Consider the following 25,322-nt stretch of genomic DNA (forward strand, 5'->3'; position numbering starts at 1 on the left):
AAGGGGTGAACGTCACTTTCGTTCACCTCTTTTTTCAAAGTAAGGGGGAATAATAATGATGGATTCAATGACTGGTGCCGTCGAGCTAGGTCTTCTCTATGCCTTGATGGCGCTAGGTGTTTATATTACGTTTCGTATTCTTGATTTCCCCGATCTAACAGTAGACGGGAGTTTTACAACTGGTGGTGCCATTGCTGCGATTCTGATCGCAAATGGCTACTCACCACTTCTTGCTTGTTTAGCCGCTTTTGCAGGTGGACTTGTGGCTGGTGCATGTACAGGATTGCTGCATACAAAAGGTAAGATTAACGGGCTTCTGTCTGGGATTCTCATGATGATTGCCCTCTATTCGATTAATATGCGCATCATGGGCAAGCCGAACATTTCTCTTCTTGGCGTAGACACCTTGTTTACTTCTATGTCGCCTATTGTGGTTGTTCTCATCATTGTGATTGTGTTCAAATTGCTGCTTGATGCGTTCCTGCATACCGATCTCGGTCTTTCGCTCCGAGCAACGGGGGACAACGCACGCATGATTCGCAGCTTCGGTGCAAATACGGACCAAACAACGATTCTTGGTTTGAGCTTATCGAACGGGTTAGTGGCGCTATCCGGTGCTCTTATCGCTCAACAATCAGGCTTTGCCGACATCTCTATGGGTATCGGGATGATCGTTGTCGGACTAGCTTCCGTTATTATTGGGGAAGCGATATTTGGCGCTCGTTCGGTTTTCCAAGCGACATTAGCTGCTGTACTCGGTTCCATCGTATACAGAATTGTTGTCGCATTGGCACTTCGAGTCGAGTGGCTGAAAGCATCCGACTTGAAGTTAATTACCGCGATTATCGTTATTATCGCGCTCGTTCTGCCATCCGTGCAACGAGCGGTTAAACAAAAAGCGAATGCGAAGAAGCGCTCCGCCGAGCTCCTCGAGCTTGCTCTGCAAATGAACAAAGGAGGTGAGCGTTAATGCTGCAGCTCTCGCAAGTTTCCAAGCTCTTTAATCCTGGTTCTGCCGATGAGAAAATTGCGCTCATCGGGATTAACTTAACCCTGAAGCCCGGTGACTTCGTCACGGTCATCGGCAGTAACGGCGCCGGTAAATCGACGCTGATGAACATCATCTCCGGCGTCATGACGCCGGATGCCGGAGAAGTGCGCATCGATGGTGAGGTTATCCACCATCTGCCAGAATACGAGCGCAGCCGCTGGATCGGCCGCGTCTTTCAAGATCCCATGGCGGGGACGGCTCCTCGAATGACCATCGAGGAGAATCTCGCCATGGCGTATGCCCGCGGCAAGAAGCGCGGGCTCAGCTTCGGCACCAACGCGCGTAAGCGCGCGCTGTTCCTGGAACAGCTGCAGCGCCTCGGCATCGGCCTGGAAGGACGTCTGCGCGCGAAGGTCGGTCTTCTCTCCGGCGGAGAGCGTCAAGCCCTCAGCTTGCTGATGGCAACGTTCACCAAGCCGCAGATTCTGCTGCTGGATGAGCACACAGCCGCGCTCGATCCCGCGCGGGCTGAACTCATCACACGATTGACCGAGGAAATCGTGCGCGAAATGAAGCTGACCACACTCATGGTCACGCACAATATGGAGCAAGCGATTCGTCTCGGCAATCGCCTGATAATGATGGATAAAGGCCGCATCATTCTAGATGTGAACGAAGAACGGAAGAAAAACCTCACGGTAGCGCAGCTGCTTGGTGAGTTTGAGCACATCAGCGGCAATAAGCTAGCAGATGACCGCGTAGTACTTGGTTAATTAAAGAAGGACAGTCCTTCGAGTAGATTCTACTTGAGGGCTGTCCTTTTTATTTGAATGAATACGGATGAAACAGCTAACTGGAAAAACTCCAGCTAAATTAGATGATTTTCGGTAAATTTCTGGAATAACTGGAAAATGCACAGCTAATCCAGCGAGTTTTGACCAAGTAGCCAAGATTGGCTGATATTACCTGTACTAAATCCATTTACTCCTAAAATGTCAGCCATTTCATCTAATTTAGCTACATAAAATCCATTTATTCTGCGTTGCCATCGTGCCAAGGCATTTCTACCTGGCCAACCTTTCTCAACAATTAACGCCGTAAATTCCACTCATCCGTGCCATATTTCTCTTTCACTAATCGCTCCGTAAGTTCAACCTCATAGTCCGTCAATGACGACTCGACGAGTTCAACACCAAGGCCTAGCGCGATTTCACGTCGGAATGCTTCCTCAACTTTGCCTAGAGTAACTTCCGCTTTGCCTTGCGCACGCAGTAATTCATTAATGGCCACCGCTTTCTTCAAAAAGCTTTGTTTCATGCGATCTGCCACCTTCTCATTCGAGAAGCGCAGCATCCGAAATAATTGATCTGTATCCATGTCGAGCAAAATCGAGCCATGCTGCAATACGACGTTTTTCTGCCGAACCTGCGCGCTGCCAGCGACTTTGCGACCTTCCACAACCAGCTCGTACCACGAAGGTGAATCGAAGCATGCCGCAGAACCAGCGGAGGCGTATTTCTCTTTTTCCTCATCGCTCGCCAGCTGCACCATTTCTGCTGCTAGGCCTAACGAACGAAAACCTTGCAATAACCCCTCACTCAACACACGATAAGCTTCCGTCACATTGCGGGGAATGCCTGGATAATCCTCAGCCACGATGATGCTATACGTCAGCTCTTTATCGTGCAGCACAGCTCTTCCGCCAGTGGGGCGTCTCACAAAGCCAATTCCCTCGTTCGCTACCGCTTCCTGGTCCACTTCTGCCGCCTTTTGAAAATAACCAATAGATAGCGTCGCAGGATTCCATCCGTAGAAACGCACCGTTGGCGGAACCTTCCCTTCACTGTGAGCAGTAAGTATCGCTTCATCTAATGCCATATTTTCAGCAGGAGAACGATCTCCTGTATGTATAAATCGCCAAGCTGTCATCTAGATTCATCTTCCTTTCTTGTAACAACGTCACCTTTTCCCAAAACTAACCTCTATCATAACATATTCAAGTTCAGCGTTCGAACTGTTAGAGCATCACCTAGTAAAACTCTTACATGGGAAAAGTTATGAAAGATTCTTCTCTGGACATACTAACAAGTATTCGACATTTACGAGGATCAGCGTAGAATCAGAACGTTTAGGAGGGCACTGCCATGCGTCAACATGATCAGCAAGAGAACATTCGCCCCATTCATAAACAGCTGGATATGCATTTTGAGAGGGACTGGTTTACCGAGCTGGACAATCGTGTACGTGGAGGAGGTCCTTGGGATGACTGGACCTTATATCAGCTTGCCTACGAATCGGAAGAATCGGGGCTTATTTCTACGTTTGATGATATGCAATGCCTTGCGCACCTAGGGACGCTAGAACCTATGGCGCATCAGATTGATACAGCGAAACGAGTGCTCAACGAGATGCGTGGACGGGCGATTTTGGCCGATGAGGTTGGACTTGGGAAGACGATTGAAGCTGGTTTAATTTTAAAAGAATACATGATCCGCGGGCTTGTCCGCAAAACGCTTATCCTTGTACCCGCTTCCCTAGTCCTTCAATGGGTTCGGGAATTGAATACCAAATTCGGCATCCCTGCCGTTGCACATAAGAAAGCCTACATGTGGCAGCAAGCGGATATTATTGTGGCCTCCATGGATACGGCAAAAAGAGATCCGCATCGCGAGATTGTGATGGGCCTTGAATACGATATGCTCATCGTCGATGAAGCGCACAAGCTGAAAAATAAGAAAACGACCAACTACACCTTCGTCAACGAGCTGCGTAAAAAATACTGCCTGCTCCTCACAGCTACGCCTGTGCAGAACGATCTCAAAGAGCTCTACAACCTGATTACGCTGCTGAAGCCAGGTCAGCTTGGCGGGCAGAACAGTTTCAAGAGCAACTTCGTAGTTGGCAAGCGTACGCCGAAGAATGAGATTCAGCTGCAGCAGGAGCTTTCTAAGGTGATGATCCGCAACCGTCGGGGAGACGGAGGTGTTCACTATACGAAGCGGATTGTGCGAAATATCCCTCTCACGCTCTCGGATGATGAGCAAGCCCTCTATGATGGGGTTACGAATTTCGTACGAACACGCTATTCCGAAAGTGGCGGCGACCTCAGCTCCATGCTTTCTATGATTACGCTCCAGCGTGAGGTGTGCAGTTCGCGAGACGCTGTTTTTATTACGCTAGTAAATTTATTTAAAAAGACAGCTGAGGACTCGCCTGTACGGCCCAAAATATGGGAGCTCGTCGAGCTTATTCGGAGCATTAAGTCCAATAGCAAAGCGGAAACCACGATGCGACTCATCCAAGACATCAATGATAAAGTCATTATTTTCACGGAGTATCGGGCATCGCAAGAGTATTTGTTGAACTATCTCAAGGAACATAAGATTACGGCAGTCCCTTATCGCGGCGGCATGAATCGCGGCAAAAAAGACTGGATGATGGATTTGTTCCGAAATCGGGTACAAGTTCTTATAGCCACCGAGGCCGGTGGCGAGGGCATTAATCTCCAATTTTGCCACAACATGATCAACTTCGATCTGCCTTGGAACCCTATGCGCGTGGAACAACGGATCGGCAGGGTCCATCGCCTTGGGCAAACGCATGATGTGAACATTTACAACTTATCCACAAGGAATACCATTGAAGAACATATCCTCTCGCTCTTACACGAGAAGATCAATATGTTCGAATTAGTTATTGGTCAGCTGGATACGATTCTGGAGAAAATCGAGAAACGAGGCTCGCTTGAGACATCCCTGTTCCGCATGGTAATGGAAGCTGGTTCTGGCGAGGAAATTCGTCGTAAAATCGATGAACTCGGACATTCCATCAGCGAAGTAAGAGAAGAGATTGAACAAAATCCGCAATATGGCGCCAAGTTCCAGGACATCCTTGATGCTGTAGGCGGTTCCCAAGGTGTGGAGGTGGGTCCATGAATAAACGAAACATTCACTCGTTCGTGATGCGTTTTCTAGAAGCCTACGACTGTACGATTCTAGAGAAAACCCCTGCCTCTGTGACGGTTAAGCTCTCTCCCGATGCAGATCGGGAAATGACGGGCCGGCCTTACTATTGGAGCTTCATTGAGCGAACTGGTGCTGCTGCGGAAACGATGACTTATAAATTCGTGTTCGATCCGGAGCAAATGAAACTCGAAACAAAGCCTAAACCCGCGGCCGTGACCGCTGTCCAAAGTCCTCCGTACACTGGCTACGGGCCACCAGGTACAGGCGGCGCTGTTGCTTCAACAGGTAGTGCGGCAGCAGGTAGTGCGCCGGACAGTATACTCGGCCGTTATTTCGGGTTCGTTCCAACGACCATCACGACACGCGTTCCACAAGATGATGTCACCTTCGGCAGCAGGCGACTTGACCAGATCTTCGGTATCGTTCGCGAGCGTGGACGCTTCATTCATTTATTCGAAGAGCCCTTCCCGACGGGGGCGACGTATCATGCTTCCCTCGTCTACAATACGTGGCTTTGTGTGAACTACAAGGTTGAGCTTCTCTGTGACCGTAAGCGGACAGAAATTCATTCCCTTGCGATTCAGCTGGGCACCGGTGAAATTCGCGAGCATTTTCATAAGCAAATGCTTACGAAAAGTCTGTCGCCGAAGCTCCCTGCGAATAGTCACATTTTACCGGACACGATTTCAATCCCCAAAGCAATCAATGCCTTGGAGATGACACTCGAGCGCAAAGTCAGCACCTACGACCACCGCTGGGCCGATGAAGCGAATGCCCGGCATCGCAGTGAAATCGATCGTGTGGAGAGCTATTACAACGGGCTTTTATTGGCAGCAGAACCTGACAAAAGAGATGAAATTGAAATTCAATGTCGGAATCGTTTGGAAGAGATCGATTGGCAGCATAAGCCACGGATCGCTGTATCCGTCATTAATGGCGGACTATTTCACTTAAATGCGAGTCGAATCGCATCCAGAAACTGACGCTAGTCGCTAAAACCTCGCAAATAACCCGCAACAGGTTCTAACATTCTTTTTAAGGCATACGCATTACAATAGTCACATACACTAAGAGGTTAGCGAGAGGCAGGTGAACGAAGATGAAGTCGTGGACCACTTGGACAGCCACTTGTATTATTTTGTGCAGTATTGGCTTCATGCCCTTACACACTTCAGCTGTTGACAACTTAGGCGGGACAAGCCCTACTCAGGCGCAAGTGAAGGAACCTAATAAAGCAGCAGCCTCAACATCGGACTTGACGAGTACATCATCATTCGATTCAACGATCAGTAAATGGCAATCGACGCTTGCGAAGGAAGATGGTTTTGAAAACTGGATGCACGCACGTTGGAACAGCTATCCACTTGGACCTGGCACCCATGGCTGGGTCGTCATCCTCACCGATCAAGGTCATGAAGTGGGCTACATGATTGTGCATGCCACCGATTCTGGCGGTTTCCGTTTGACCGAATATGGGACAGGCAAGTCTCCGCTATTTAGTTTAGCTACGTTGTATCGCTCTTTGATACAACAAGAACTCATTCCTTCTACAACCCTTTACGACGATTTTGTGCAAAATGAAACGATCATTGAAGACCGCTTATATATGGATACCCTTACTTCTGTTTGGAAAATCGTGCTGGATGACGAGACCTATTATCTCGACGCCAAATCAGGGGAATTGCTTCCGCTGACAGAGGATCCAACACCACGTATGGCGTATGATCTGAGTGTCTCCTCCGATTTATCGCATGGTACAGCTCAAACCCTGGTACGCCCCCCTTTTGATCCTTACGAGCGTTTGCCATGGATTACAGGCACACCGCTGCCGGTGACATCCTTGCCTGAGCTCCAGATTGCCCTGGAGCAGCAAGGAGATTTGACCTACGTCACAAAGCTGTATGATGATCAGGTGACGATGCCGTTAACTGTTTTAGGTTATCAACAATGGATATATGGGGATAACTATCTTATACTCGAGCACGATGGTCCTCGATATGTGCAATTGGATGCTTCGTTAGAGCTTGGGAAGATTTATCCATAGTCAGAGAGAACCAAGCTGTTATCTGGTTCACAATAAAAAGTGGCTGATCACAAGTAGAAGATTCTACAAGTGACCAGCCATTTTTCGCACATTTTACCACACTCATTTTCTCGACTTCGACCGCCCGAACAGCATCCGCGTCGCTAATGGAAGCATCCCAAACCAACGCGTTTGCCAACCCTCACGTTGTTCCTTCATCGACGCTTTGGCTTGTTGACGAACTTCCTTCGGCGTGTCGATATAGGTAACGACTTGTTGGGTTATGTACTTCACAAGATCATCGCTTTTTGCCATACGCCCACCTGCCTTTTACCCTTATTGTAACCAGAGCAACAGGGCTTTAAACTACACGAAGACAGGTGGCAGGCCGCTTACTCACTGGCATTCACCCTGGTTTTCCGCCGCTCTCCGCAATAATTTTATCAGCAAAGGATTTAATCGTACCGCAGCCTAACAGCATTGGCTTATTATCACATTGCAACAGCAAAGTTTGAGCATTCGTATCCCAGGCATATTGGAAGCCAACATTCATGCTGACGACTGAAATCGTAAATTTGCCTGATGCTGTGTTCGGAATAGCAAACCCCTGCCTCCTACCCACCTGCTGTAGTGCTCTGAATACGGAAGGCGAAATCCCTTTATACATCCATGTGCTACAAGTTGCCATAGGTTTTCTCACCTCTTTCAATTAGGATCATTAAATTGTATGAGGCAAGAGCTGAAATCGTGCTTATTTCCCTAAAAAGCCTATCGCCTGATCGTTACATTTGCTTCTAAACTCGTCCAACGAACATAAGCTAGAGTAACTAGAGAGAGAAAGAGGTGTTGGTTTGAATGTGGGAACTAATGCTTGCTACCGAGCAGCTTGACATTTATATGGATGAAGTCAATCTTAAACTCGAGATCCGAATTAAGTCAGATCGGGATTTAGTACCATTAGTAATTCGAATGAACCATACAGATTTAACCCAGTTAATCTATACCCTGCTGGAAATCAATCGGAGTTTTCGAGGAGATATTCCTTTTTTTCATACGAAAAAGCTGCCAGGCAAAGCCTAGCCAGACAGCAAAAAAAGCACGATGCACTCCCCCACTTTCCCGTGGTTCGGAGCCATCGTGCTTTTTTCCATCGAATGTTGACCCGATGTTTAGTTTCTGTTGATTCCCGCGATAGAAGCGATGAATCGCAAAATGTAAAGGAACAAGTTAATAAAATCAAGATAAATATTCAATGCGGCAAGCGGAACGGCTTCCGCTGCAACACCGTTACGATACTGAGCTACATCATAGAGCACCCAGCCACTGAAGATCAGAATCCCCACCATGGACCATACCAAATTCATCATGGATCCAAAGTGTAAGAACATACCGAGCACACTCATTAGTACAAGTCCAATCGTTCCTGCAAATAAGAATCCACCTAAGAAGCTAAAGTCACGTTGGGAGCGGTGAGCATAGAAGGCCAATGATCCAAAAATCGCTGCCGTTGCAAAAAAAGCACCCGACACCACGCTAGCCCCCAGTTGACCGCCGTACGCCATGATGACCGGATATAGCGTTACCCCCGAAATGGCTGTAAATGCGTAGAGAAAGCCGTAGCCGATATTTTTGCCGCGAATACGAATCACGATAGCTGCTACCAGCATCGCGACCTCTGCAATGACGAAAAGCATAACCATGGATGGCGGTACAACCATCGCTCCGATCAATGTTCCAAGAAATGAAACCAATAGGGAAATGGCAAACGTTTGAAGCACATGTGCAAAGCTGCCGGATTGTGTAATCGTAACGGTTCTATCCATCAAATTCAGCTCCTTTAGAAATAAAGAAATGTACAATCTATCCTATGTATTATACCTGTAATTCATGAAAACCGCTACAGGGGGGCGGTTGGACATCAAAACACCCTTTTCTGAGAGCCAGAAAAGGGTGTTTCATTGATGCGATCAAGAGGACTCGAACCTCCACGGGGGTAAGCCCACACGGACCTGAACCGTGCGCGTCTGCCAATTCCGCCATGATCGCGTTTACAAAATTAATATACCATGTGATGCAAAAGCTCGTCAATGAACTTTTGCTTCTTAGGTATAATTCGGTGACCACTTCCTAACCCTAATCCCAAAGGAGGTATGATCTATGGATAAAGAAGAAATCAAAGCATTAGAGCCGAAATATACAGGCAATCAGCGTCATTTAACCGAGGGTGAAGCACAAGCGATCGTTCATGATCCAAACTTCAAAAGCGAGGATGACGATGGCGAAATCTCTGAAATCGACGCGCTTGCTGCAGGCCTCGCCTACGGCGTGTTCCGCAGAACGTAGATAAGCATATTGCACAAACGAGGAGGGTTCCTAAAGCCATCAATATGGCTGGGGCCCTCTTTGCATTTTTTTAAAAGCGAAACGTGCTTCGGGCTTCGGTGACATGGTTATTCGACACTCCAGGACTCATCAATTTCGCACCAACTCGATCCTAAAGGTTGCACTTTTGCACGCATTCATCCGTGTTTAGCCCTTTAGCGCGCGGAGGCGCAGGCGATTCTGCTCCTTTCGCTACTGTAAGCGTGCTTTTCACCGTTACAGCGCCAAGCGCAGGCGATTCTGCCTATTCCGCAGCTGTAAGCGTGTTTCACGCACGTTACCCCTGCGAATGCGCCGCAGCGCGCCTGCTCATTTCAAGCTCATATAACTGTCCAGAAGCTAGGATAGCTTCATGAACCGTTCTGCCAATCAAGTACCCCAGCGTCGTCGCAGTACCTGCATAGCGGTATGTCGTTCCTCTGCCCGTTGCCGCAATCAACACAGCATCTGTCGACGTGCCTGTTGCGATTTGCCCATTAATGGTGATGTTCAAAGACTGAAGAGCGGCTGCTTTGGCTTCGGTGGCGGTAATAACCGCATTCACCATCGCAGCGTCGGTCAAGCTTCCCTCGATAACAACTATTGTGTTAATCGTACCTGGGTAGAGCGAGGTAGCTGGCAGTATGGCACCTGCTCGTGCTTTATTTCCCAGTCCGACGGTCACCCATGCGGCAACACGAAGTGATTCGTCCTCATTTACCGCGTCTATAGGCTGCACCCCACGCTCTTCCTCTGGAGGCCAAGCCAATTCGCTAAATCCAACATCCTTGACCCACGCCGCGGTAAGCATACCAGCCGTATCTTTCGGATCCATACCTTCTCGAGTAATGAAAGCCTCCATCTCCACCAGCGGGTCGGTCTCGTTATACGTCTTATCCACTTGTCGATTCATCAAAACCCGATGGTGACCAAATCCACCACCCCACGGAGAAGAATTCAATGTTCGCAAGGGATTTTCACTTGTAACCTGCATATACCGTCCGTGTGGCGAATGCACCTGCTTCATACTCACACCCGTTATTATGCTTCTCTTGAGATCTCCCTCACTCTGCATCATCGGACAGATCATCCGGCGCTATCGTTTCCTGAGGCAACATGAACGCTGGCGGCCTTTCGTTCTCATAGGGCTGATACACGTAACCGCGGGCAAGCTTGACGACTCTTCGGTTTTTTTTGCGAATAAGAACCGTCTCATCATCCCAAGCCACAACAATGCCGCGAACATCGTTCGCAGGGCTGACATCTCTAATGACACGCAGTAGTGTGCTATCTACGCGATATTGATCCAATTGTTCTTCAGTAATCATCTATTTAACCCTCCATCGTAAGTATTGAAAAAATATGTACGTAGATAGCATACACCAATTTGCGATTCGGTGAAACTTTACATAAATCCATTCATCTTCGGTTAACTTAACGAGGACGAGGCACAAGATAAGGCAATGGCTAACTCATGCCTACCGTAAGGGGGACATTTCAATGGAAAAGAGAACGTACTACATCAATGTAGGCACGGGAGAAGTACTCGAAGATAGCACAGCACTCGATTATGAATTTGAAATATCAGCAACAGAAGATGATATCGCCAAGCTTCAGGAGCTTTTTGAGGAAACCGACAATTCGTCTCAAGGCAGCTACGGGACTTCCTGGCTCCCCTGGAAAGTTTATTACTCCAATGAAACGAATCAGGAATATGATTACTATTTAACCGAGGTGTATCGTACGCTGCACCGACTTGGTTCTGAGCAGACCAAAAGGCATATCGAAACCATGAACGTGTTAGAAAATGGCATCTAGCTCTCCACTTGCAAAACATAAAAAGGCCAAGAATCCCTACGGAATTCATTGGCCTTTTGTCATATATGGTTTATTAACTAACATGCTCTTTCGAATCATTCGTTTCAAACCAGAAATCAAGGACTTTGCTTGACATCACACGTTTCTTAATATAATCCGATTGTGCAACAGAGAACTGCTGCTCCCACTCGATTGTTAGCTCCGTACAAAGCTTCACGATTGTTAACAACTCGGACCAGGCTACATAGCGCTTATACCAGAAAAATTGAGGGTGTTCAATCATATACGGATACAGGTCATCAAACTCTGTATGTTTACAATCAAGCGCACGTTCAAAGTGAGTCTTTGCTTCCCCTAGCTTTGTCATAAAATAGTCAATGGAACCATTTTCGATACCCATAGATGTCAGCCTCCTCTCTTACCTTGTAATCATTATAAAGGATAAATCCGTTTCAGGGAAGTCATTGTCATCATGTAAAATCAGTCAAAAGTGATCTGCCCATTAGCTAGTGAAGCAATACGAGCGAGTGACTCTACGCGAATACCACGTTCACGAATGGATTTACCGCCATTTTGAAAGGATTTCTCAACAACAATACCGACACCGACAAGCTCTGCTTCTGCTTTTTCCACAATGCGAATTAAGCCGCGTGCTGCATCCCCATTGGCGATAAAATCATCAATCAATAGGATACGCTCCCCTTTTTGAAGCAAATGTGACGATACCATAATATCAGTAACAATTCCTTTGGTAAAAGAAGGAACACGTTCACTATACGTATCTTGATCCATCGTCAACGTCTTTTTGCGACGAGCAAATACCATTGGCACTCCAAGTTGCAAAGCCGTCGTGTACGCAATAGGAATACCGGAAGATTCCACAGTCAACACTTTGTCTGGCTTTGTTTCTCTAAACAATCTTGCAAATTCTTTCCCCATCTCCATGATGAGTACAGGATCTACCTGGTGATTCAAAATGACATCAAGTTTAAGTACTTGATCAGAAGCAACGACGCCGACCTCTAAGATCCGCTGTTTTAATAACTCCATGAAATCGGCCCCCTATAGCTGTCTATTATGAGTAAGTTACCATATTGCTCCCGCCTCTTTCAAGTCCATTTAGAAAATAACAAAAAACACTGAAACTTTTTGGTCTTCTACGGTGTCTATATATATATGAGGATTTCATTCAAATGGAATTCGTTCTAGAATTGCTCACATTTGGGCACGAAGATGCATTGAAAACCTTCGATAAAACAGTATCATTAATCTTACTAATATTTTTCACTCAACTACTCCTCGGAGGAAAGGAAAGATGGCAATGAACAACCTAATTAGACCCATCCTTGTAGGCTGTATGCCTGTTGCAATTGCATCATTCTTGGTGACTGGATGCCAAGAATCATCTGCTCCTGCTCCAAAGGCTACCATAGACGTAACAACAACGTATGTACCTTCACAGGTACACCAGGAATCGTCGCCTCCGATTATCGTCGCAACCCCGACGGCAACACCTGCGGTAGACGAAAGCATTAAGCATGAAGCTCAAGTGGCTGGTATTACCAAAGTAGATCAAGGCGATACTTCCCCATCGCAAGTTTTCACAAGTCCGAAGCCGACCGCTAAGCCGAAGGTTAAAGCTGAGGATGCTTATCAGCAAGAAAAGCCGACCCTGATGGGATTAAAACTTGGCACTCCAAAAGCTGCAGTACTGGAACGTTTTGGGAAAGTGAAGAAGCAATTTGTCATGGAAGAAGACAACATTGAGGTTTATGATTTCACGGACTTTTCGGTTGGTTTCAATAGCAAAGGAACGCTTGAATTCGTCGATGTACATTCGGTTGATATTGACCCAGGATTGCACGGCTTACGCTTAGGACAAAGTCAACAGGATGCAATCGCCATCCTAGGCAAGCCTGATACGAACTCCACCTATGTGCTGTCTTATAAAGCGCAAGGTACCTTGCTCAAAATCGATATTGACCCGCATGACAATACGATCCAATCCATTAAGCTTTTTGCAAACTCTTAATTCCTACACAATCATTAAAACAAAAGACCATGAATTCAGCCTTAAAGGTTGAATTTCATGGTCTTTTTTTCGGCTTTCGTTTCAGTACAACAACGTGATGGTTGCGAAAACGAAGGTAGATCAATACCCCAATAGCAGCTAGTATGACCAATATGAATAATGAAATACCCATATAGGTATGAAACAAATGTAAGAAACTTTCAAAATTATTGCCGATAAATCGGCCCAACGTCACAAAGGTTGTACACCAGAGCAGCGCCCCGGTTCCCGCATACAAAATATACTTATAAAACTTCACACCGCTAACGCCAGACAAATAACAAGTGAAATGACGAACGCCAGGTACGAAATATCCGAAGAAAACCGTCCACAGACCGTATTTCTTAAACCAGCCTTCCGCCCTCTCGATTCGGCTCGGTGTCAGCTTCACCCATTTGCCATACCGATTCAGAAACGGTTTACCTACACGATGACCGATGAAATAACTAACTGTCATGCCCGTCATTGTCCCTGCATAAATAACGGCTAGTGTTGGGCCGAAGTCAAAAGGGCCTCCCCAAGCGGTCAAAGAGCCAATGAAGACCATTAAGGTCTCATCAGGAATTGGAACGCCAAGCATCCCAGCAGACAACAATAGATATAAGGCAACGTAGCCATATTGGCTAATAAAATCAAACAGGAATTCCTTCACAACCTACACTCTCCTGAGTTTAACTTCAACTGCCTCGTAGCTGCGCAATCAGACTTAAGCAGGGCTTGCCCTAAGTAACAGTCATGCAAGCTTATGTACAAACATACCTTGTACTATATCAAACGAAAGAAAGCGAGGCAATATATGCGAAATCGTGCACAGATTGTCCGTGTCGCCTTCACCTACATTGGAACTGTCGTTGGGGCTGGCTTTGCTTCCGGGCAAGAAATTCTTCAATTTTTCACTCGCTATGGCTCGCTGGCAACTTTAACGATTGCTTTATCTACCGTGTTGTTCATATGGATTGGCATACAACTTATGCTTATGGCACATGAAATGAAAGCAGAATCCTATGAGGATTTGAATAAAGTTCTTTTTGGAGAAAAAATCGGGAAATGGATCAGCTTGTTTATGATGGTTGTTCTTTTTGGCATTACAACCGTTATGTTAGCAGGTGCAGGCACGGTTTTTGAAGAGCAGCTCCATCTCTCCTACACGACAGGGCTTCTGGTCACGCTCGTACTCTCTTATGTCATTCTAACACGTGGAATCAAAGCTATTATGACCGTTAACTCCATTGTTGTCCCGATTATGCTGCTCTTCAGCTTCGTCATTGTCGTGTACACCTGGCATTCACCCGCGTCAGGCAATTGGCTGCGAATCTCTAGCGATGATTCACTTGTACGCGTTTGGTTTGCACCATTTCTATACACGGCATTTAATTTGGCCATGGCACAAGCAGTGCTCGTACCAATGGGAGGCTCCATTCGCGATCGCTCTGTGCTCTATTGGGGCGGGCTGATTGGCGGAGCAGGCATTGGACTGCTTCTGTTAGCTGCTCATTATGCCCTTTCCGCACAAATGCCAGGCATCGCTCAATTTGAAATTCCGATGGGAAATATCATGACGAAACTCGGTTATTTCCCTCAAGTCGCTTATTTGCTCGTTATTTACGGCGAAATCTTCACGACCTTTATTGGTGATGCCTATGGCTTATCCATGCAGCTCCAGCAACGAATCAAGATACCTCCCAAATTGCTGCTTATCGCCATTTTACTTCTTAGTTACGCCGTCAGCCACATCGGTTTTAAAACGCTATTAACCGCTTTATACCCGCTATTTGGCGTGGTTAGTGTCGTTTGGCTCGTGTTGATGATCTGGCGTAACCGCAGAAGTACGTTGTAGCGTATTCCCTGGCGGGAAGCTGAGTACAACAATCAAACGTATGAACAATAGCAGCATACCCATCGTAGAAAGGATAATACCTGTAAGCAAGTAAGCCCAATGGAAATTTGCGATTTCAGTATGATCTCGACCAACTGCCACAAGCTCTGCAATCATTAATAAAAGTCCTATAATAAATAAACCAACGACAGCGTAATCGATGATCGTCCATCTGGAGAAATAGGTAACTGCAATCTGGGCTTGGCCAATGGCTCTCGGCGAGGCAGCTTGCTGACGCCAGAGCTGGTGCACCGTCCATGCCGTATAGATGCCGGCACCCGTCACAAACAGACCGACCACCGCACCTAGAATAGCTAAAAACAAATTCATTCGCGGGCTCTCCTTTCGTCTTCCTAGGCTAGTGCTGACGCAAGCCGTAGATGAGACTTAACGTACAGACAAAGCTAATGACTGGAAGCGCATAAAGCAAGGGAAGGATTATCACAGGAGGAAGCTTCATCGCAGGAAACCAAATCAACTGCAGACGCTTCCTTTCCGTCTCCCCATCCTCTAGTTCTCCCTTATGAGCTCGAAGCGTGTCAGAGGCTCCCTCATTCCACTGAATCTTCCCTTTTTTCCATCCGACTTGATAGGAAATTTCGCGATGATCTTTCCTCTTCTCGTTTCCTTCCACGTTCCAAGCCTCCTATTCTATGCTTTCTATAAGTGAATATAAAGGTGACCAGGAATTACACGTGCTGCCGCATCGCGCACATGGCCATGACATGTAAATAACAGCACCTGATGACGCTGACTCAAATCAGCGAGGACACGTAAACAACTTTCCATCCGTTCCTCATCGAAATTCACGAGAATATCGTCCAAAACCAGCGGTAAAATAGCTTTGCCGCCATACTCTTCAACAAGCGCAAAACGCATGGATAAATACAATTGCTCGGCTGTCCCACGGCTAAGTTGATTCGTGTCAACTTGTTGTCCATTGGCTCTTACTGCTAGTAATCGTTGTTCGCCAAAGGGGGCTTTTACAGCTTCGAATGCCCCATTCGTCATCATTGCGAAATACGTAGAAGCACGCAGAAGCACGCCTGGCTGACGATCTTTTTCGTAAAGATCACGTGCCTTCTTCAATAAAAGCGCAGCGAACGAAGCCACCGCATATTGATTCACTTGCTGAGATAACGTCGTTCGAATACCTTCCGCCTGCAGTCGCAGATTTGCCGCTTCCGCACCCTGCTCCAGCTTCTCTATCTGCCCTGTAAGTTTGCCAATGATCTCTCTATGCTCATTCGTTTGCGTGATCGTCTCCGACAGCTCCTGTTGCAGCGAAGTAGCCAGAAGAGCGAGATCTTCTTCTCCTTGTGATTCCATCAGCTTCATAAAGCTTGCCATTAATGAACGGCTTACTAACGATTCAAAGGAGGCTTCAAGTACTCGGCTTTCATCTTCAAGCTTCTTGCGTTCCAGCTGTTCTCGTTCCAAAATTCGCAGGTGCTCACCATCTTGCGCAGTTGCTTCCTGTAAGAGTTGATGAAGTCGAGCTTGTGTCCGATCCATATGTTGCTGAGTTAGTAGAAGTGCTTGCTCCGTCTCTACGATCAGTTGTTCAGTTTGCCTGTGTTCCGCGATACGTACGTGCTGCTGCTGCTCATCTTCTTTCCATCGCTTCAATGCAAACAAATAATCTTGGTTGGAAGGAGGCAATTCAAGAAGTTTATGTACTGTTTCTTCAAAGGTATGAACGTTTTCGGTTAACATGTCTAGCTTGGAAGTCATTTTGTGAAGTTGACGCAGCCCATCTTGTGCCAACTCGATGACCTGAATCGTTTCTAGCAAGGCATCTGTCGATAGATGAGAGCCTACCCCTAGACTGTGCAACCATTCCTCCCAGGCAGTGCGTATCTGAAGACTTTCCGTTTTGACTTCTTCTGCATAACGGATACGCTGCTCAACTTGCTGCTGAAGCAGCTGCAAATTTTCTCGTGCATCCCTTAATTTCTCGAGCTTACGGAGCTGCTCACTATGTACATGCTTACCTTGATCTACCTCACGGAACCAAGCATCCAGATGCGGCTGAAGCTCTTGAATCGATACATTAGAAATTCGATAAGATCCATACTTGTTAAATTCAGTAGCAGCAGCCGCTTCTTGAAGGTTTGATTGTTGAAAGTGCACTTGTTCAAAATGGCGTAGCTGCTCCTGAATGCGGCGTTCTAGCTGCCCCAGTTCCTGCTCCAAACGATGATCTTGGACAATGGAGGAGGGCATGGTGCGAGACGCTCTACTCCCTTCCACTTGACGACCTGTAAGCCAAATATAGCAAGTCACTCCTGCGAAAATAAGGAAAATACATGCGGCTGCGAGCCAATTTCCCTGCCACCCGATAAATAACGGAGTAACAAGTGCTAGAACGCCTGCTGCTATCATCATACGTTGACGAAATGCACGCGCAGCATCTCTACTTGCTTTTGTCGCATCTTCAAGACCCTGGAGGTATATATTTTGTTCTGCTTGTCGTTCTTGAAGATGTGTAAATTGACTTGTTACTAACTGCCAACGCGCATAATCCGAAGACAATTTCTGTAATAAAATAAATGGATCGGAGTCAAGCGACTCCGCGCTTGCTTGTAATCCTTTGCATGCCGCTTCAAGAAGACCAACCTGCTCTTGTCCACGAACAACCTGCGTATGTAAACTCTCTAACTCTGCCTGGATGCGCAGATCAAGTTCTGCTCGATGACGGAATTGCTCTTTATAAGTTCGTACTTGTTCACGAAGTGAGATCGTCACAGCGAATGAAGCGACATCGGTCTCATCCCATTGCACATCCAAATTGGATAGCAGCCTATCTACTTGGGTGCGTTGGTGTGCAACCTCAACCTGAAGCTGCTCAATCTGGCGCTTATGCTCCTCATAGCTAGCCGCTTGCTCCAGCAAGTGGTTCAGCTCGATTTGGTGCGCGAGTACCTTCGGCTCCAGCAGGAGCGCATCCATATCTCTGCGCAAGCTCTGCACGCGCAGCAGCAGCTTGTCGCGCTCCGCTTGGAGGCGCTCCTGCTCGGCCTCGAGCGCCTCCAGCCTTGCCGTGGCCTGCTCCGGGAAGCCCGGCCGCGCTGGCAGGCCCTCCAGCTCGCGGCCGATCTGCCGCAAGCGGAGCCAGCCGCTGCGCGCCTTGCCGGCCAGGCTGAGCTTGTGCAGCTCCGCGCGCAGTGCCTCCTGCTGCCCCTCGAGGGCAGCAGCGCGCACCTCCGCGGCGCGGCGCTCTTCTTGCAGCCGATCGTAGTCGGCTGCTCCATCACGGCTGCGGCGCAGCGACTGCTCCAGACCCTCGAGCTCCTTCAGGAGACGGTTCATCTCCTGATTGCGTCCGCGGGGTCTGTACAGGCCGTCGGCCTGCGCCGTCAGCTTGCGCTCGGCCTCCATGATGGCCGAGCCGCTTACACCGAGCCCAGCGCTATATAGATAGCCGCTGAGCTCATCTGTCTGCAGGGTGCGAAGCTCCTGCAGCTCTGTTAAACCAAAAGCGAACAAGCTGCGATAGAGGTCGGCCGAGAGGCCGCCTAGCAGCGTGTTCAGCAGCTCTTCGCCGCCGGTGGTGCCATCGGCGAGCGTGACCTTGACGAGCCCCGCAGAGGCTCGTTTGCCGCCTATGGCGGGCGCGTCGTAGCGCTCGACGCGTATGCGCTGACCCTGCTCATCGAGCAGGGTTAGGGCTCCCCCGTGGGCGCCGCCGCCCAGCGGCTCGTAACGTTCCGACCGATTGGTTCGCGTCGGAAAGCCGAACAGCACCGCTCGGACGAAGCCCATGAGCGTGCTCTTGCCCGCTTCGTTGGCGCCGTAGAAAACGGCCAAATTACTATCCGTATGCAGCTGACGATCACGCAAGCTGCCAAATCCATCGACTTGGATGGCTATAATTCTCATCCAGGTCCCCCTCCATCCGCGGTAAGTAGATCCGCAACAAGTACTTCCGCTGAACGCAGCCATTCGCGCAGCTGTTCAGGCGTTGCTGCAGCTGGATTCCCAGCGGATTGAGGCATCCCCTGCAGCGCTGCAAGTGCCTCGCTTGCAAAGTTATCCAGAGATTCCTCATCACTTTGCAACGCCGCGGCATACCTTAACAGATCGCCTAAGAAGCTCTTCTCTTCCAGAACGACTGCCAGATCAAGCTCGCTAGCTGTTCGATCCTCGATCGATTCGATCCACACAAAGCTGCCCCGCTCCACTTCGTCTTCCCTTAATTCATCCATCAATTCCTGTAAGGCACGCCCTTTGCGCACCCGTTCATGCAATTCACTGCGTCCTTCCAATACGATGCGGACAATCCCATCTCTGCCATTAGCGTCGTGGCGAAGCCGATCCAATAGCTCACCTAAGCGATCTTTCAGTACTTGCTCCGATGGAATTGAGGTCACAGATAGTGTTTCTTGATACCAACGAACCGTGTCTAAGGCATGGAAAATAAGCTCGGCCCGTCCATTATCATCCATGTCTACGAGATAACAGCCGCGAGGCCCGGTTTCCCGAATACTTCTGCCTTGGATGTTGCCTGGATACACGATCGCTGGCTGTAAATTCATTACCTGTCTTGTATGTACATGTCCGAGTGCCCAGTAATGCATGCCTGCATCGATTAAATCCTGCTTGCTGCAAGGCGCATAATTATCATGATGGGGATCTCCATCGACATTCGTATGCAAGAGTCCAATCTGACACACTTGTGCTTGTCCTCTTTTAAATCTCAAAGCAAGATTCTCAGTTACCGCTGAGCTCCCATAGGATATCCCATGAATCTCGGCGATTATGCCGCGATCTTCCTTCATAACCTGTAAGGTCTCCACATGCTCAGACGCAAAAAAATGAACGTCTGCCGGCCAAACCAACTTTGCGGCACGTCCATCCTCGGGGTCATGATTACCATGTATAATATAAGCAGGAATGCCTTCAGTCGCCAAATGTTCCACTGCTTTTTGAAACCGAATTTGTGCCCGCAGTGAGCGATCCGATACGTCATAGACATCCCCGCTAATTAATACAAAATCCACTTGTTCTTGTATCGCAAGCGCCACAAGCTCCTTCAACGCGTCGAACGTCGATTCTCGAACTCGCTCTCGAACCCGTTCAGGAAGCGCCGACATGCCTTTAAATGGGCTATCTAAGTGCAAATCGGCAGCATGTATAAACCGTAGTCGTTTCATGGCTCTAACGCCTTCCTTTATGAACTTTATTCCTGTTGACCTTCTTCGTCATGACCTTTTTGCTCGGTTACTTGATAGCGTTCATACACACTTTTCAATTGACGGAGCACACGATTCAATGAGTAGGTTTTTTTCGCCTTTTCCCAAGCTGCTCGTGCTAAATTATATCGGAAGCTAGGATCTATGACGACTTTCTCCAAGGCATGGCTCAATGCCATCGCATCCCCGACAGGTACAAGCAATCCATTGTGACCATGCTCAATTTGCTCTGCGATCCCACCAACATTCGTACCGATCAAAGCTAACCAGCACAGCGCTGCTTCTGCGAATACAGACCCGAAAGCCTCGGCACGAGATGGCAGAACAAACACATCGAAGAATGGCATGAACTCTTCCGGGTGGAGCATATACCCATAAAAAATTGTATCTTCATAGATATTATGTTCGATGGCTAATTTCTCAAGTTCCTCACGGCTAGGACCATCGCCAATAATATGCAGAACAAAAGGATGTCCGCGTTTCTTCAACTCGCCGCAAGCAATAAGCAATGTATCCAAGCCTTTCGCGGGAACTAAGCGACAGACCGTAATAAATTGCGTGACTTGATTTTCATGTGAAATCGGACGGAATCGTTTCTCATCAAAACCATTTGGAATGACGCCAATGCGTTCACTGTCCTGCACATATTCAGCCATGTACTGTTTAAACGAATTTGAAACCGTAATAATTTGATCTACCTTCGCTTCTAACTCCCCATAAATCTGGGTTAGAAATTGATGCTCCACGCCATTCTCAGCAATGCGCCCATTTAAAATAAGCTCTCGCTCAAAACTGGAGTGAATGGTCAAAATGACAGGTGTATCTGGATAAATTTGTTTCATAACCAGTGCAGCAATCGGATGATGGGCATGTATAATATCAAATTTCTTAGAAATTCTGAGCTTTGTCCACCATACATAATCTTTATAGGTTTGAATGTATTTATCGATAATTGGGTTTCCGGCATACTTCCGCCAATCAAACGTAGCGAATGACACGTCCTCGGTTCCCTTGCCGCGAATACGCTTAGGCAGCGAAAACAGTTCCATTTCCCAACCTTTTTTATTAAATCGGTCCAAAATATAGGGAACCATGGATGATACCCCACCCGGTTGTTCCGGGGGGAAAAACAATGCTTGCAATATGTTCATTGCATGAGCCCCTCTCCCAAATCCTTGAGCTTACCAATTCCTATTGTAACTTGTGTCGGACGAATAGAAAAGAGAACACGACCTCAACAGCACAAATGTTCTATCCCTGATCTGCTTTTTCCTTTATAATAGAGTCTACTTCTGTGGAAAAATAGACCAACTTGGAGGAACTCATGGACATCATGGATCTACTTTTCGGTGAATTAGCTTCGTTTCTATCCCATGCCATGATCGTTGTCATGGTTGCGCTCATGTTCGTGATCTCACTGCGTTTGTTTCTAGACCGACGCAAAAAAGCGTATATGTCCATGACGATATCGCTCATTTTCGTCGGTATCCATTATTTGCTTCAAATATATTTCATGTTTAGCGATATCAACTCGAGCATCGCTGCTTACTCACAGATCATGCTCAAAATTATTTCATTTGTACTTATAAATATGGGAATTTATCAATTATATAATCGCACGAACCGCAAGCAATATATATTTTTCTACGGCTTAATCGTCATGGGATTTGTCGTTTCTACGCTACACTACATTGTTCCAAATATATACAGCGGGACAGAGCATCAAGTTCGTCTACTGCAGGATATTGGACTTGAGTTGTATGTATTCGTGCTCATCTTTCTCTGCTTCTATATGATTCCACCCTACATCGGTCAACAAATGAAATATCAACTGGCTTTGACGATTTACTTCTTCTTTCAGACGTCTCAGCTTCTTAATACGTATGTGTATGATAATGCACAGCATGTGCTTATCTTAGCTGTCAATCTCCTGCCCGTCATCTATTACTTTCTCTTGTTTATGATTCTATTTGAACGTGTCGTTGAGCTCATGCAAGCCATCTACAATTCATCGATTACAGACGGTCTGACTCGACTCTATAATCGCAAGTTTTTCTACAACCGCGTTACACAGCACGTGCAGCGCCACTTGCCTGTCTACATTTTGTTCAGCGATATCGATAATTTCAAAAAATTAAACGATACACAAGGACACCAAATGGGTGATAATGTGCTCAAGCAGGTTGCGCAAATCATGAAGGATGAAGCCGAAGAATGTGGGATTGCCGGCCGTTACGGCGGTGAAGAAATGGTTATCTTGGTATCCGATCCCCGCGTGAAAATGGATGCGTTCGCTGAGCGAATCCGCAGCCGCATTGAGAAAGAAACAATCGTAACCGCGAGTATCGGGTACAGCAAATACAAAAACGGTTTGAGTGCGGAAGATCTTATTAAACAAGCTGATGAAGCCATGTATCGCGCCAAAACAACAGGAAAGAACAAGGTTGTGAAGTTCGCCTAATTCGCTAAGATGTTAAGTACCGCACCTGGAGGTAAGTAACTCACTTGCTTTTCAGTTCTTATGTCTTCGCTCTCCATGCTTTATAATAGAAGTGTGCAGACAATTCCGTACAAATTACATGGTAGAGTAGGAGACGATGAAAAGCATGCAATATCGGAAACTTGGTAATAGCGGTCTGAAAGTAAGTGAAATCAGTCTAGGCAGTTGGCTTACCTATGGCGGCTATGTAGGGGAAGACCCTGCAGTGCGTTCCATTGAGCAAGCTTATGATCTGGGAGTTAACTTTTTCGATACAGCCAATGTGTATGAACGCGGTGAAGCCGAGCAAGTTATGGGTAAAGTCCTATCCGCATATCCTCGGGATTCCTTCGTTCTAGCGACGAAAGTTTTTGGTAAAATGGGCGAAGGTCCTAACGATCGTGGACTCTCCCGTAAGCATATTAGAGAACAAGCTGAAGCCAGCCTAAGACGCTTGAATGCGGACTACATTGACATTTATTATTGTCACCGTTTTGACACTGAAACACCGTTGGAAGAAACGTTGCGCGCTCTGGATGACCTAGTAACACAAGGAAAAGTGCTTTACATTGGTGTTAGTGAGTGGACGCCGGCTCAAATTGTGGAGGCATATGCGCTTGCTGATAAGTTATTACTCGATAAGCTAATCGTGAATCAGCCCGTGTACAATATGTTCAATCGTTACATTGAAAAAGATATCATTCCGCTCGGCGAAACGAAAGGCTTCGGTCAAGTGGTATTCTCACCTCTTGCTCAGGGCCTCCTGACTGGCAAATACCGTGCAGGGCAGCCAATCGCCGCCGATAGCCGGGCTAGCAGCAAAAACTGGGATGAAAAGCAGCTGAACGAAGCTTCTTTACATAAAGTAGCCCAACTGTCCAGTATTGCGGATGAACTTGGCATTAAGGTATCCCAACTGGCGATCGCTTGGATTCTGCGTCAAAACAACGTATCCAGCGCCCTTGTCGGTGCGAGCCGACCGGAGCAAGTCGTTGAGAATTGCAACGCAAGCGGCATTCGTTTGACGGATGATGTGCTTAGTAGCATTGAAACTATTCTTCAAGGGTAAGTGAGGCTACAGCTACTTTTGAAATAGGCGTGTAATGAGAAACCTGCCGTTGTGCAGGTTTTTTTTGTGCTGTTGGATTGGTTGATTTGGTTGGTTTGGTTGGTTTTTACACGAAAATATGAAATAACTGGAAAATATACAGCTATTCTAATCAAATAACCTTTGAAATTTGATTTAAATGGAAAATATGTAGTTATTTCCACCCAATTTGCTCAAATCCATGAAAACACCTGGAAATAACTGTAGAAATTCCAACTAATCCGGAATAAATGGGTAATCCTACAAAATTAACTGTAGAAAATACAGCTATTTTTATAGAGCACTCAACTAGTTAAAACCTAACTCTTACCGTACTCACGTAGCATTTAGTAGATGGTCTGCGATTTGCGATTTTGCGATCTGTGGTTTGTGGTTTGCCGTCTGCGGATTGCGGTTGATGAGTGATGGTTTGTCGGTAAGTGGTGGTCGATGGGTGCTGCGTGCTAGATGCTACGTGTTACGTTCTATATGCTTTGTAATGGTCGATAGTCTGTCGACAAAAAAAAGAGAAGCAACTACGCTCCTCTTCCCGCATCCTTATTCATTACCTTCCGAGTAATGCTCCTTACAGAACGCTTCCACGACGGCGACTTCATCGTCCTCTAAGTCGAAATCCAGATAAAGCTCGGTCGTTTTCTCGTACAACTCGTATTTCATAAGTGCTGATGTTTCTTCGGTCACATTGTAGATCGCTCGGATATATAGGCCGCTCTCGGAATATAGCTCATCATCCTCTTCAACTTCGATATCGATGATAAATTCATAACGTTGCCCCGTCAAAATCTTAAAAGGATCTCTAACCAATTCCACTGTGTAGGTTGTAATCGTAAACATAGTACCGCCCCTTTCTCTTCTGCACCTGTTAGTATAACCGAAATACGTGCAAAAGAAAAAAGGCAGCTCCATGTTGCTCCAAAATGAAAATGCCCCTATCGGTATTCCACAAGTTATATGCCTGCCTTTACTTCACACCTAAAGCATCCAAGTTACGCCCAATTTGCAGCAAATGCGTTTGCACATGACGAATAAAACCTTGAAACAAATCAGCGATGGAGATTTCTTTGCCGTTGTTATTCCCCTTACGTTCCCACTGCTCATCTGTCAAACGCCCGTAGAACAGCGCATTATAGGCAAGTATGGCATCAAACGCAAGTAGAATGTCACTCAGCTCCGTCTGGTTCGCTCGCGAGCTCGCAACCCATGCATCCTGATCATATAAGAGAAACTCTTTGCCATTTTCTGCAACAATTTTACGAATGCGGATGGCGTGAACGAAGCTGGCATCCACGAGATGAGCTACGACTTCTTTGATGCTCCACTTCTCAGGTGCAGGCTTCCATTCCAGATGTTCACGTGAAAGTTGGCTAACGCGTTGTTTAATTAATTCCGAAGTCGCAAGGTAAATATCAATATGAAGTCTTGTTGTCTCACTCAC

At 47.0% G+C, this 25,322-nt stretch carries 29 protein-coding genes and 1 tRNA gene; 12 read left to right on the plus strand and 18 right to left on the minus strand.

The window, feature by feature from the left end:
- The first annotated feature begins 55 nt into the window (after positions 1–55).
- Positions 56–970 carry an ABC transporter permease gene (locus ACSQ8P_RS24225; RefSeq protein ID WP_436237532.1) on the plus strand — a complete coding sequence of 305 codons (915 nt, stop codon included), beginning with the start codon at positions 56–58 and terminating at the stop codon, positions 968–970.
- On the plus strand, positions 970–1,764 hold the full coding sequence (locus ACSQ8P_RS24230; protein ID WP_436237533.1) for an ABC transporter ATP-binding protein: 795 nt from the start codon (positions 970–972) through the stop codon (positions 1,762–1,764). The genes ACSQ8P_RS24225 and ACSQ8P_RS24230 overlap by 1 nt, the downstream gene beginning before the upstream one ends.
- A 146-nt stretch (positions 1,765–1,910) precedes the next feature.
- Here ACSQ8P_RS24230 and ACSQ8P_RS24235 read toward each other — a convergent pair whose 3' ends face one another.
- On the minus strand, positions 1,911–2,099 hold the full coding sequence (locus ACSQ8P_RS24235) for a hypothetical protein (RefSeq protein WP_436237534.1): 189 nt from the start codon (positions 2,097–2,099) through the stop codon (positions 1,911–1,913).
- A complete protein-coding gene (locus ACSQ8P_RS24240; RefSeq protein WP_436237535.1) occupies positions 2,081–2,920 on the minus strand; it encodes a lipoate--protein ligase family protein in 840 nt (279 codons plus the stop codon). Before ACSQ8P_RS24240 ends, ACSQ8P_RS24235 begins: the two co-directional genes overlap by 19 nt.
- A 215-nt stretch (positions 2,921–3,135) precedes the next feature.
- Between ACSQ8P_RS24240 and ACSQ8P_RS24245 the strand changes: the two genes are divergently transcribed.
- From ACSQ8P_RS24245 to ACSQ8P_RS24255, 3 genes are all read left to right on the plus strand, one after another.
- Complete coding sequence (locus tag ACSQ8P_RS24245) at positions 3,136–4,926, plus strand: DEAD/DEAH box helicase (protein ID WP_236290807.1); 1,791 nt, start codon at positions 3,136–3,138, stop codon at positions 4,924–4,926.
- Positions 4,923–5,939, plus strand: coding sequence for a YqhG family protein (locus ACSQ8P_RS24250; RefSeq protein WP_436237536.1), 1,017 nt, complete (start codon positions 4,923–4,925; stop codon positions 5,937–5,939). The genes ACSQ8P_RS24245 and ACSQ8P_RS24250 overlap by 4 nt, the downstream gene beginning before the upstream one ends.
- Before the next feature lie 116 nt (positions 5,940–6,055).
- Positions 6,056–7,000 (plus strand): hypothetical protein, encoded by a 945-nt coding sequence (locus tag ACSQ8P_RS24255; RefSeq protein ID WP_436237537.1) that lies wholly within the window; start codon positions 6,056–6,058, stop codon positions 6,998–7,000.
- Between the two features lie 102 nt (positions 7,001–7,102).
- Here the strand turns inward: ACSQ8P_RS24255 and ACSQ8P_RS24260 are convergent, their stop codons facing one another.
- Together ACSQ8P_RS24260 and ACSQ8P_RS24265 are read right to left on the minus strand one after the other, a co-directional pair.
- The gene (locus tag ACSQ8P_RS24260) at positions 7,103–7,294 is read right to left on the minus strand and encodes a YqzE family protein (protein ID WP_436237538.1); all 192 of its coding nucleotides are present in this window, start codon (positions 7,292–7,294) and stop codon (positions 7,103–7,105) included.
- A 91-nt stretch (positions 7,295–7,385) separates the two neighbouring features.
- Positions 7,386–7,667, minus strand: a complete 282-nt coding sequence (locus tag ACSQ8P_RS24265; RefSeq protein ID WP_068669834.1) for a hypothetical protein — start codon at positions 7,665–7,667, stop codon at positions 7,386–7,388.
- A 167-nt stretch (positions 7,668–7,834) separates the two neighbouring features.
- Here ACSQ8P_RS24265 and ACSQ8P_RS24270 point away from each other — a divergent pair, with 167 nt between their 5' ends.
- On the plus strand, positions 7,835–8,059 hold the full coding sequence (locus tag ACSQ8P_RS24270) for a hypothetical protein (RefSeq protein ID WP_436237539.1): 225 nt from the start codon (positions 7,835–7,837) through the stop codon (positions 8,057–8,059).
- 89 nt (positions 8,060–8,148) lie between these two features.
- Here ACSQ8P_RS24270 and ACSQ8P_RS24275 read toward each other — a convergent pair whose 3' ends face one another.
- Both ACSQ8P_RS24275 and ACSQ8P_RS24280 read right to left on the minus strand, forming a co-directional pair.
- On the minus strand, positions 8,149–8,802 hold the full coding sequence (locus ACSQ8P_RS24275; protein WP_056615922.1) for a Bax inhibitor-1/YccA family protein: 654 nt from the start codon (positions 8,800–8,802) through the stop codon (positions 8,149–8,151).
- Between the two features lie 139 nt (positions 8,803–8,941).
- Positions 8,942–9,025 (minus strand) — tRNA-Leu (locus ACSQ8P_RS24280).
- Positions 9,026–9,136: 111 nt separating this feature from the next.
- Between ACSQ8P_RS24280 and ACSQ8P_RS24285 the strand changes: the two genes are divergently transcribed.
- The gene (locus tag ACSQ8P_RS24285) at positions 9,137–9,322 is read left to right on the plus strand and encodes a hypothetical protein (protein WP_436237540.1); all 186 of its coding nucleotides are present in this window, start codon (positions 9,137–9,139) and stop codon (positions 9,320–9,322) included.
- Positions 9,323–9,638: 316 nt separating this feature from the next.
- Here ACSQ8P_RS24285 and ACSQ8P_RS24290 read toward each other — a convergent pair whose 3' ends face one another.
- On the minus strand, positions 9,639–10,367 hold the full coding sequence (locus ACSQ8P_RS24290; protein ID WP_436237541.1) for an adenosylcobinamide amidohydrolase: 729 nt from the start codon (positions 10,365–10,367) through the stop codon (positions 9,639–9,641).
- A 37-nt stretch (positions 10,368–10,404) separates the two neighbouring features.
- Positions 10,405–10,668 (minus strand): hypothetical protein, encoded by a 264-nt coding sequence (locus tag ACSQ8P_RS24295; protein WP_056615932.1) that lies wholly within the window; start codon positions 10,666–10,668, stop codon positions 10,405–10,407.
- A 172-nt stretch (positions 10,669–10,840) separates the two neighbouring features.
- On the opposite strand from ACSQ8P_RS24295, the gene ACSQ8P_RS24300 reads away from it, so the two are divergent.
- The gene (locus ACSQ8P_RS24300) at positions 10,841–11,158 is read left to right on the plus strand and encodes a hypothetical protein (RefSeq protein ID WP_436237542.1); all 318 of its coding nucleotides are present in this window, start codon (positions 10,841–10,843) and stop codon (positions 11,156–11,158) included.
- A 73-nt stretch (positions 11,159–11,231) separates the two neighbouring features.
- Here the strand turns inward: ACSQ8P_RS24300 and ACSQ8P_RS24305 are convergent, their stop codons facing one another.
- Positions 11,232–11,558 carry a hypothetical protein gene (locus tag ACSQ8P_RS24305; RefSeq protein WP_056615938.1) on the minus strand — a complete coding sequence of 109 codons (327 nt, stop codon included), beginning with the start codon at positions 11,556–11,558 and terminating at the stop codon, positions 11,232–11,234.
- An 80-nt stretch (positions 11,559–11,638) separates the two neighbouring features.
- Positions 11,639–12,208, minus strand: coding sequence for a xanthine phosphoribosyltransferase (locus tag ACSQ8P_RS24310; RefSeq protein ID WP_436237543.1), 570 nt, complete (start codon positions 12,206–12,208; stop codon positions 11,639–11,641).
- A gap of 265 nt (positions 12,209–12,473) precedes the next feature.
- Here ACSQ8P_RS24310 and ACSQ8P_RS24315 point away from each other — a divergent pair, with 265 nt between their 5' ends.
- Positions 12,474–13,190, plus strand: coding sequence for a DUF4309 domain-containing protein (locus tag ACSQ8P_RS24315; RefSeq protein WP_436237544.1), 717 nt, complete (start codon positions 12,474–12,476; stop codon positions 13,188–13,190).
- Between the two features lie 55 nt (positions 13,191–13,245).
- Here the strand turns inward: ACSQ8P_RS24315 and ACSQ8P_RS24320 are convergent, their stop codons facing one another.
- Positions 13,246–13,881: a DedA family protein gene (locus ACSQ8P_RS24320; RefSeq protein ID WP_436237545.1), complete on the minus strand. Its 636-nt coding sequence runs from the start codon at positions 13,879–13,881 to the stop codon at positions 13,246–13,248.
- A gap of 144 nt (positions 13,882–14,025) precedes the next feature.
- Between ACSQ8P_RS24320 and ACSQ8P_RS24325 the strand changes: the two genes are divergently transcribed.
- On the plus strand, positions 14,026–15,066 hold the full coding sequence (locus ACSQ8P_RS24325) for a YkvI family membrane protein (RefSeq protein WP_436237546.1): 1,041 nt from the start codon (positions 14,026–14,028) through the stop codon (positions 15,064–15,066).
- Here the strand turns inward: ACSQ8P_RS24325 and ACSQ8P_RS24330 are convergent.
- The 5 genes from ACSQ8P_RS24330 to ACSQ8P_RS24350 are packed head-to-tail and all read right to left on the minus strand — an operon-like array spanning position 14,998 to position 21,451.
- A complete protein-coding gene (locus tag ACSQ8P_RS24330) occupies positions 14,998–15,435 on the minus strand; it encodes a hypothetical protein (protein ID WP_436237547.1) in 438 nt (145 codons plus the stop codon). The genes ACSQ8P_RS24325 and ACSQ8P_RS24330 overlap by 69 nt on opposite strands.
- 28 nt (positions 15,436–15,463) lie before the next feature.
- Positions 15,464–15,739, minus strand: coding sequence for a hypothetical protein (locus ACSQ8P_RS24335; RefSeq protein ID WP_436237548.1), 276 nt, complete (start codon positions 15,737–15,739; stop codon positions 15,464–15,466).
- Positions 15,740–15,765: 26 nt separating this feature from the next.
- Positions 15,766–18,987, minus strand: a complete 3,222-nt coding sequence (locus tag ACSQ8P_RS24340) for an AAA family ATPase (RefSeq protein WP_436237549.1) — start codon at positions 18,985–18,987, stop codon at positions 15,766–15,768.
- The gene (locus ACSQ8P_RS24345) at positions 18,984–20,261 is read right to left on the minus strand and encodes a metallophosphoesterase family protein (protein ID WP_436237550.1); all 1,278 of its coding nucleotides are present in this window, start codon (positions 20,259–20,261) and stop codon (positions 18,984–18,986) included. The genes ACSQ8P_RS24340 and ACSQ8P_RS24345 overlap by 4 nt, the downstream gene beginning before the upstream one ends.
- Positions 20,262–20,287: 26 nt before the next feature.
- Positions 20,288–21,451 carry a glycosyltransferase family 4 protein gene (locus ACSQ8P_RS24350; protein ID WP_436237551.1) on the minus strand — a complete coding sequence of 388 codons (1,164 nt, stop codon included), beginning with the start codon at positions 21,449–21,451 and terminating at the stop codon, positions 20,288–20,290.
- 173 nt (positions 21,452–21,624) lie between these two features.
- Here ACSQ8P_RS24350 and ACSQ8P_RS24355 point away from each other — a divergent pair, with 173 nt between their 5' ends.
- Together ACSQ8P_RS24355 and ACSQ8P_RS24360 are read left to right on the plus strand one after the other, a co-directional pair.
- Entirely contained in the window at positions 21,625–22,761 is a 1,137-nt protein-coding gene (locus tag ACSQ8P_RS24355; protein WP_436237552.1) for a GGDEF domain-containing protein, read from the plus strand.
- 145 nt (positions 22,762–22,906) lie between these two features.
- Positions 22,907–23,848: an aldo/keto reductase family protein gene (locus ACSQ8P_RS24360; RefSeq protein ID WP_436237553.1), complete on the plus strand. Its 942-nt coding sequence runs from the start codon at positions 22,907–22,909 to the stop codon at positions 23,846–23,848.
- 576 nt (positions 23,849–24,424) lie between these two features.
- Here the strand turns inward: ACSQ8P_RS24360 and ACSQ8P_RS24365 are convergent.
- Positions 24,425–24,721, minus strand: a complete 297-nt coding sequence (locus ACSQ8P_RS24365) for a DUF6509 family protein (RefSeq protein ID WP_436237554.1) — start codon at positions 24,719–24,721, stop codon at positions 24,425–24,427.
- A 127-nt stretch (positions 24,722–24,848) separates the two neighbouring features.
- The gene (locus ACSQ8P_RS24370) at positions 24,849–25,322 is read right to left on the minus strand and encodes a DinB family protein (RefSeq protein ID WP_436237555.1); all 474 of its coding nucleotides are present in this window, start codon (positions 25,320–25,322) and stop codon (positions 24,849–24,851) included.

Source organism: Paenibacillus sp. LjRoot153 (assembly GCF_964253085.1).
Lineage (GTDB): Bacteria > Bacillota > Bacilli > Paenibacillales > NBRC-103111 > Paenibacillus_E.

Bases quoted from the DNA above. Each gene is read 5' to 3' on its own strand.
- ACSQ8P_RS24325 (WP_436237546.1), top strand. From the start codon at position 14,026: ATGCGAAATCGTGCACAGATTGTCCGTGTCGCCTTCACCTACATTGGA.
- ACSQ8P_RS24240 (WP_436237535.1), bottom strand. From the start codon at position 2,920: ATGACAGCTTGGCGATTTATACATACAGGAGATCGTTCTCCTGCTGAA.
- ACSQ8P_RS24330 (WP_436237547.1), bottom strand. From the start codon at position 15,435: ATGAATTTGTTTTTAGCTATTCTAGGTGCGGTGGTCGGTCTGTTTGTG.
- ACSQ8P_RS24290 (WP_436237541.1), bottom strand. From the start codon at position 10,367: ATGAAGCAGGTGCATTCGCCACACGGACGGTATATGCAGGTTACAAGT.
- ACSQ8P_RS24310 (WP_436237543.1), bottom strand. From the start codon at position 12,208: ATGGAGTTATTAAAACAGCGGATCTTAGAGGTCGGCGTCGTTGCTTCT.
- ACSQ8P_RS24350 (WP_436237551.1), bottom strand. From the start codon at position 21,451: ATGAACATATTGCAAGCATTGTTTTTCCCCCCGGAACAACCGGGTGGG.
- ACSQ8P_RS24245 (WP_236290807.1), top strand. From the start codon at position 3,136: ATGCGTCAACATGATCAGCAAGAGAACATTCGCCCCATTCATAAACAG.
- ACSQ8P_RS24230 (WP_436237533.1), top strand. From the start codon at position 970: ATGCTGCAGCTCTCGCAAGTTTCCAAGCTCTTTAATCCTGGTTCTGCC.
- ACSQ8P_RS24270 (WP_436237539.1), top strand. From the start codon at position 7,835: ATGTGGGAACTAATGCTTGCTACCGAGCAGCTTGACATTTATATGGAT.
- ACSQ8P_RS24315 (WP_436237544.1), top strand. From the start codon at position 12,474: ATGGCAATGAACAACCTAATTAGACCCATCCTTGTAGGCTGTATGCCT.
- ACSQ8P_RS24250 (WP_436237536.1), top strand. From the start codon at position 4,923: ATGAATAAACGAAACATTCACTCGTTCGTGATGCGTTTTCTAGAAGCC.
- ACSQ8P_RS24265 (WP_068669834.1), bottom strand. From the start codon at position 7,667: ATGGCAACTTGTAGCACATGGATGTATAAAGGGATTTCGCCTTCCGTA.
- ACSQ8P_RS24365 (WP_436237554.1), bottom strand. From the start codon at position 24,721: ATGTTTACGATTACAACCTACACAGTGGAATTGGTTAGAGATCCTTTT.
- ACSQ8P_RS24300 (WP_436237542.1), top strand. From the start codon at position 10,841: ATGGAAAAGAGAACGTACTACATCAATGTAGGCACGGGAGAAGTACTC.
- ACSQ8P_RS24225 (WP_436237532.1), top strand. From the start codon at position 56: ATGATGGATTCAATGACTGGTGCCGTCGAGCTAGGTCTTCTCTATGCC.
- ACSQ8P_RS24355 (WP_436237552.1), top strand. From the start codon at position 21,625: ATGGACATCATGGATCTACTTTTCGGTGAATTAGCTTCGTTTCTATCC.
- ACSQ8P_RS24275 (WP_056615922.1), bottom strand. From the start codon at position 8,802: ATGGATAGAACCGTTACGATTACACAATCCGGCAGCTTTGCACATGTG.
- ACSQ8P_RS24285 (WP_436237540.1), top strand. From the start codon at position 9,137: ATGGATAAAGAAGAAATCAAAGCATTAGAGCCGAAATATACAGGCAAT.
- ACSQ8P_RS24305 (WP_056615938.1), bottom strand. From the start codon at position 11,558: ATGGGTATCGAAAATGGTTCCATTGACTATTTTATGACAAAGCTAGGG.
- ACSQ8P_RS24360 (WP_436237553.1), top strand. From the start codon at position 22,907: ATGCAATATCGGAAACTTGGTAATAGCGGTCTGAAAGTAAGTGAAATC.
- ACSQ8P_RS24260 (WP_436237538.1), bottom strand. From the start codon at position 7,294: ATGGCAAAAAGCGATGATCTTGTGAAGTACATAACCCAACAAGTCGTT.
- ACSQ8P_RS24255 (WP_436237537.1), top strand. From the start codon at position 6,056: ATGAAGTCGTGGACCACTTGGACAGCCACTTGTATTATTTTGTGCAGT.
- ACSQ8P_RS24295 (WP_056615932.1), bottom strand. From the start codon at position 10,668: ATGATTACTGAAGAACAATTGGATCAATATCGCGTAGATAGCACACTA.
- ACSQ8P_RS24340 (WP_436237549.1), bottom strand. From the start codon at position 18,987: ATGAGAATTATAGCCATCCAAGTCGATGGATTTGGCAGCTTGCGTGAT.
- ACSQ8P_RS24345 (WP_436237550.1), bottom strand. From the start codon at position 20,261: ATGAAACGACTACGGTTTATACATGCTGCCGATTTGCACTTAGATAGC.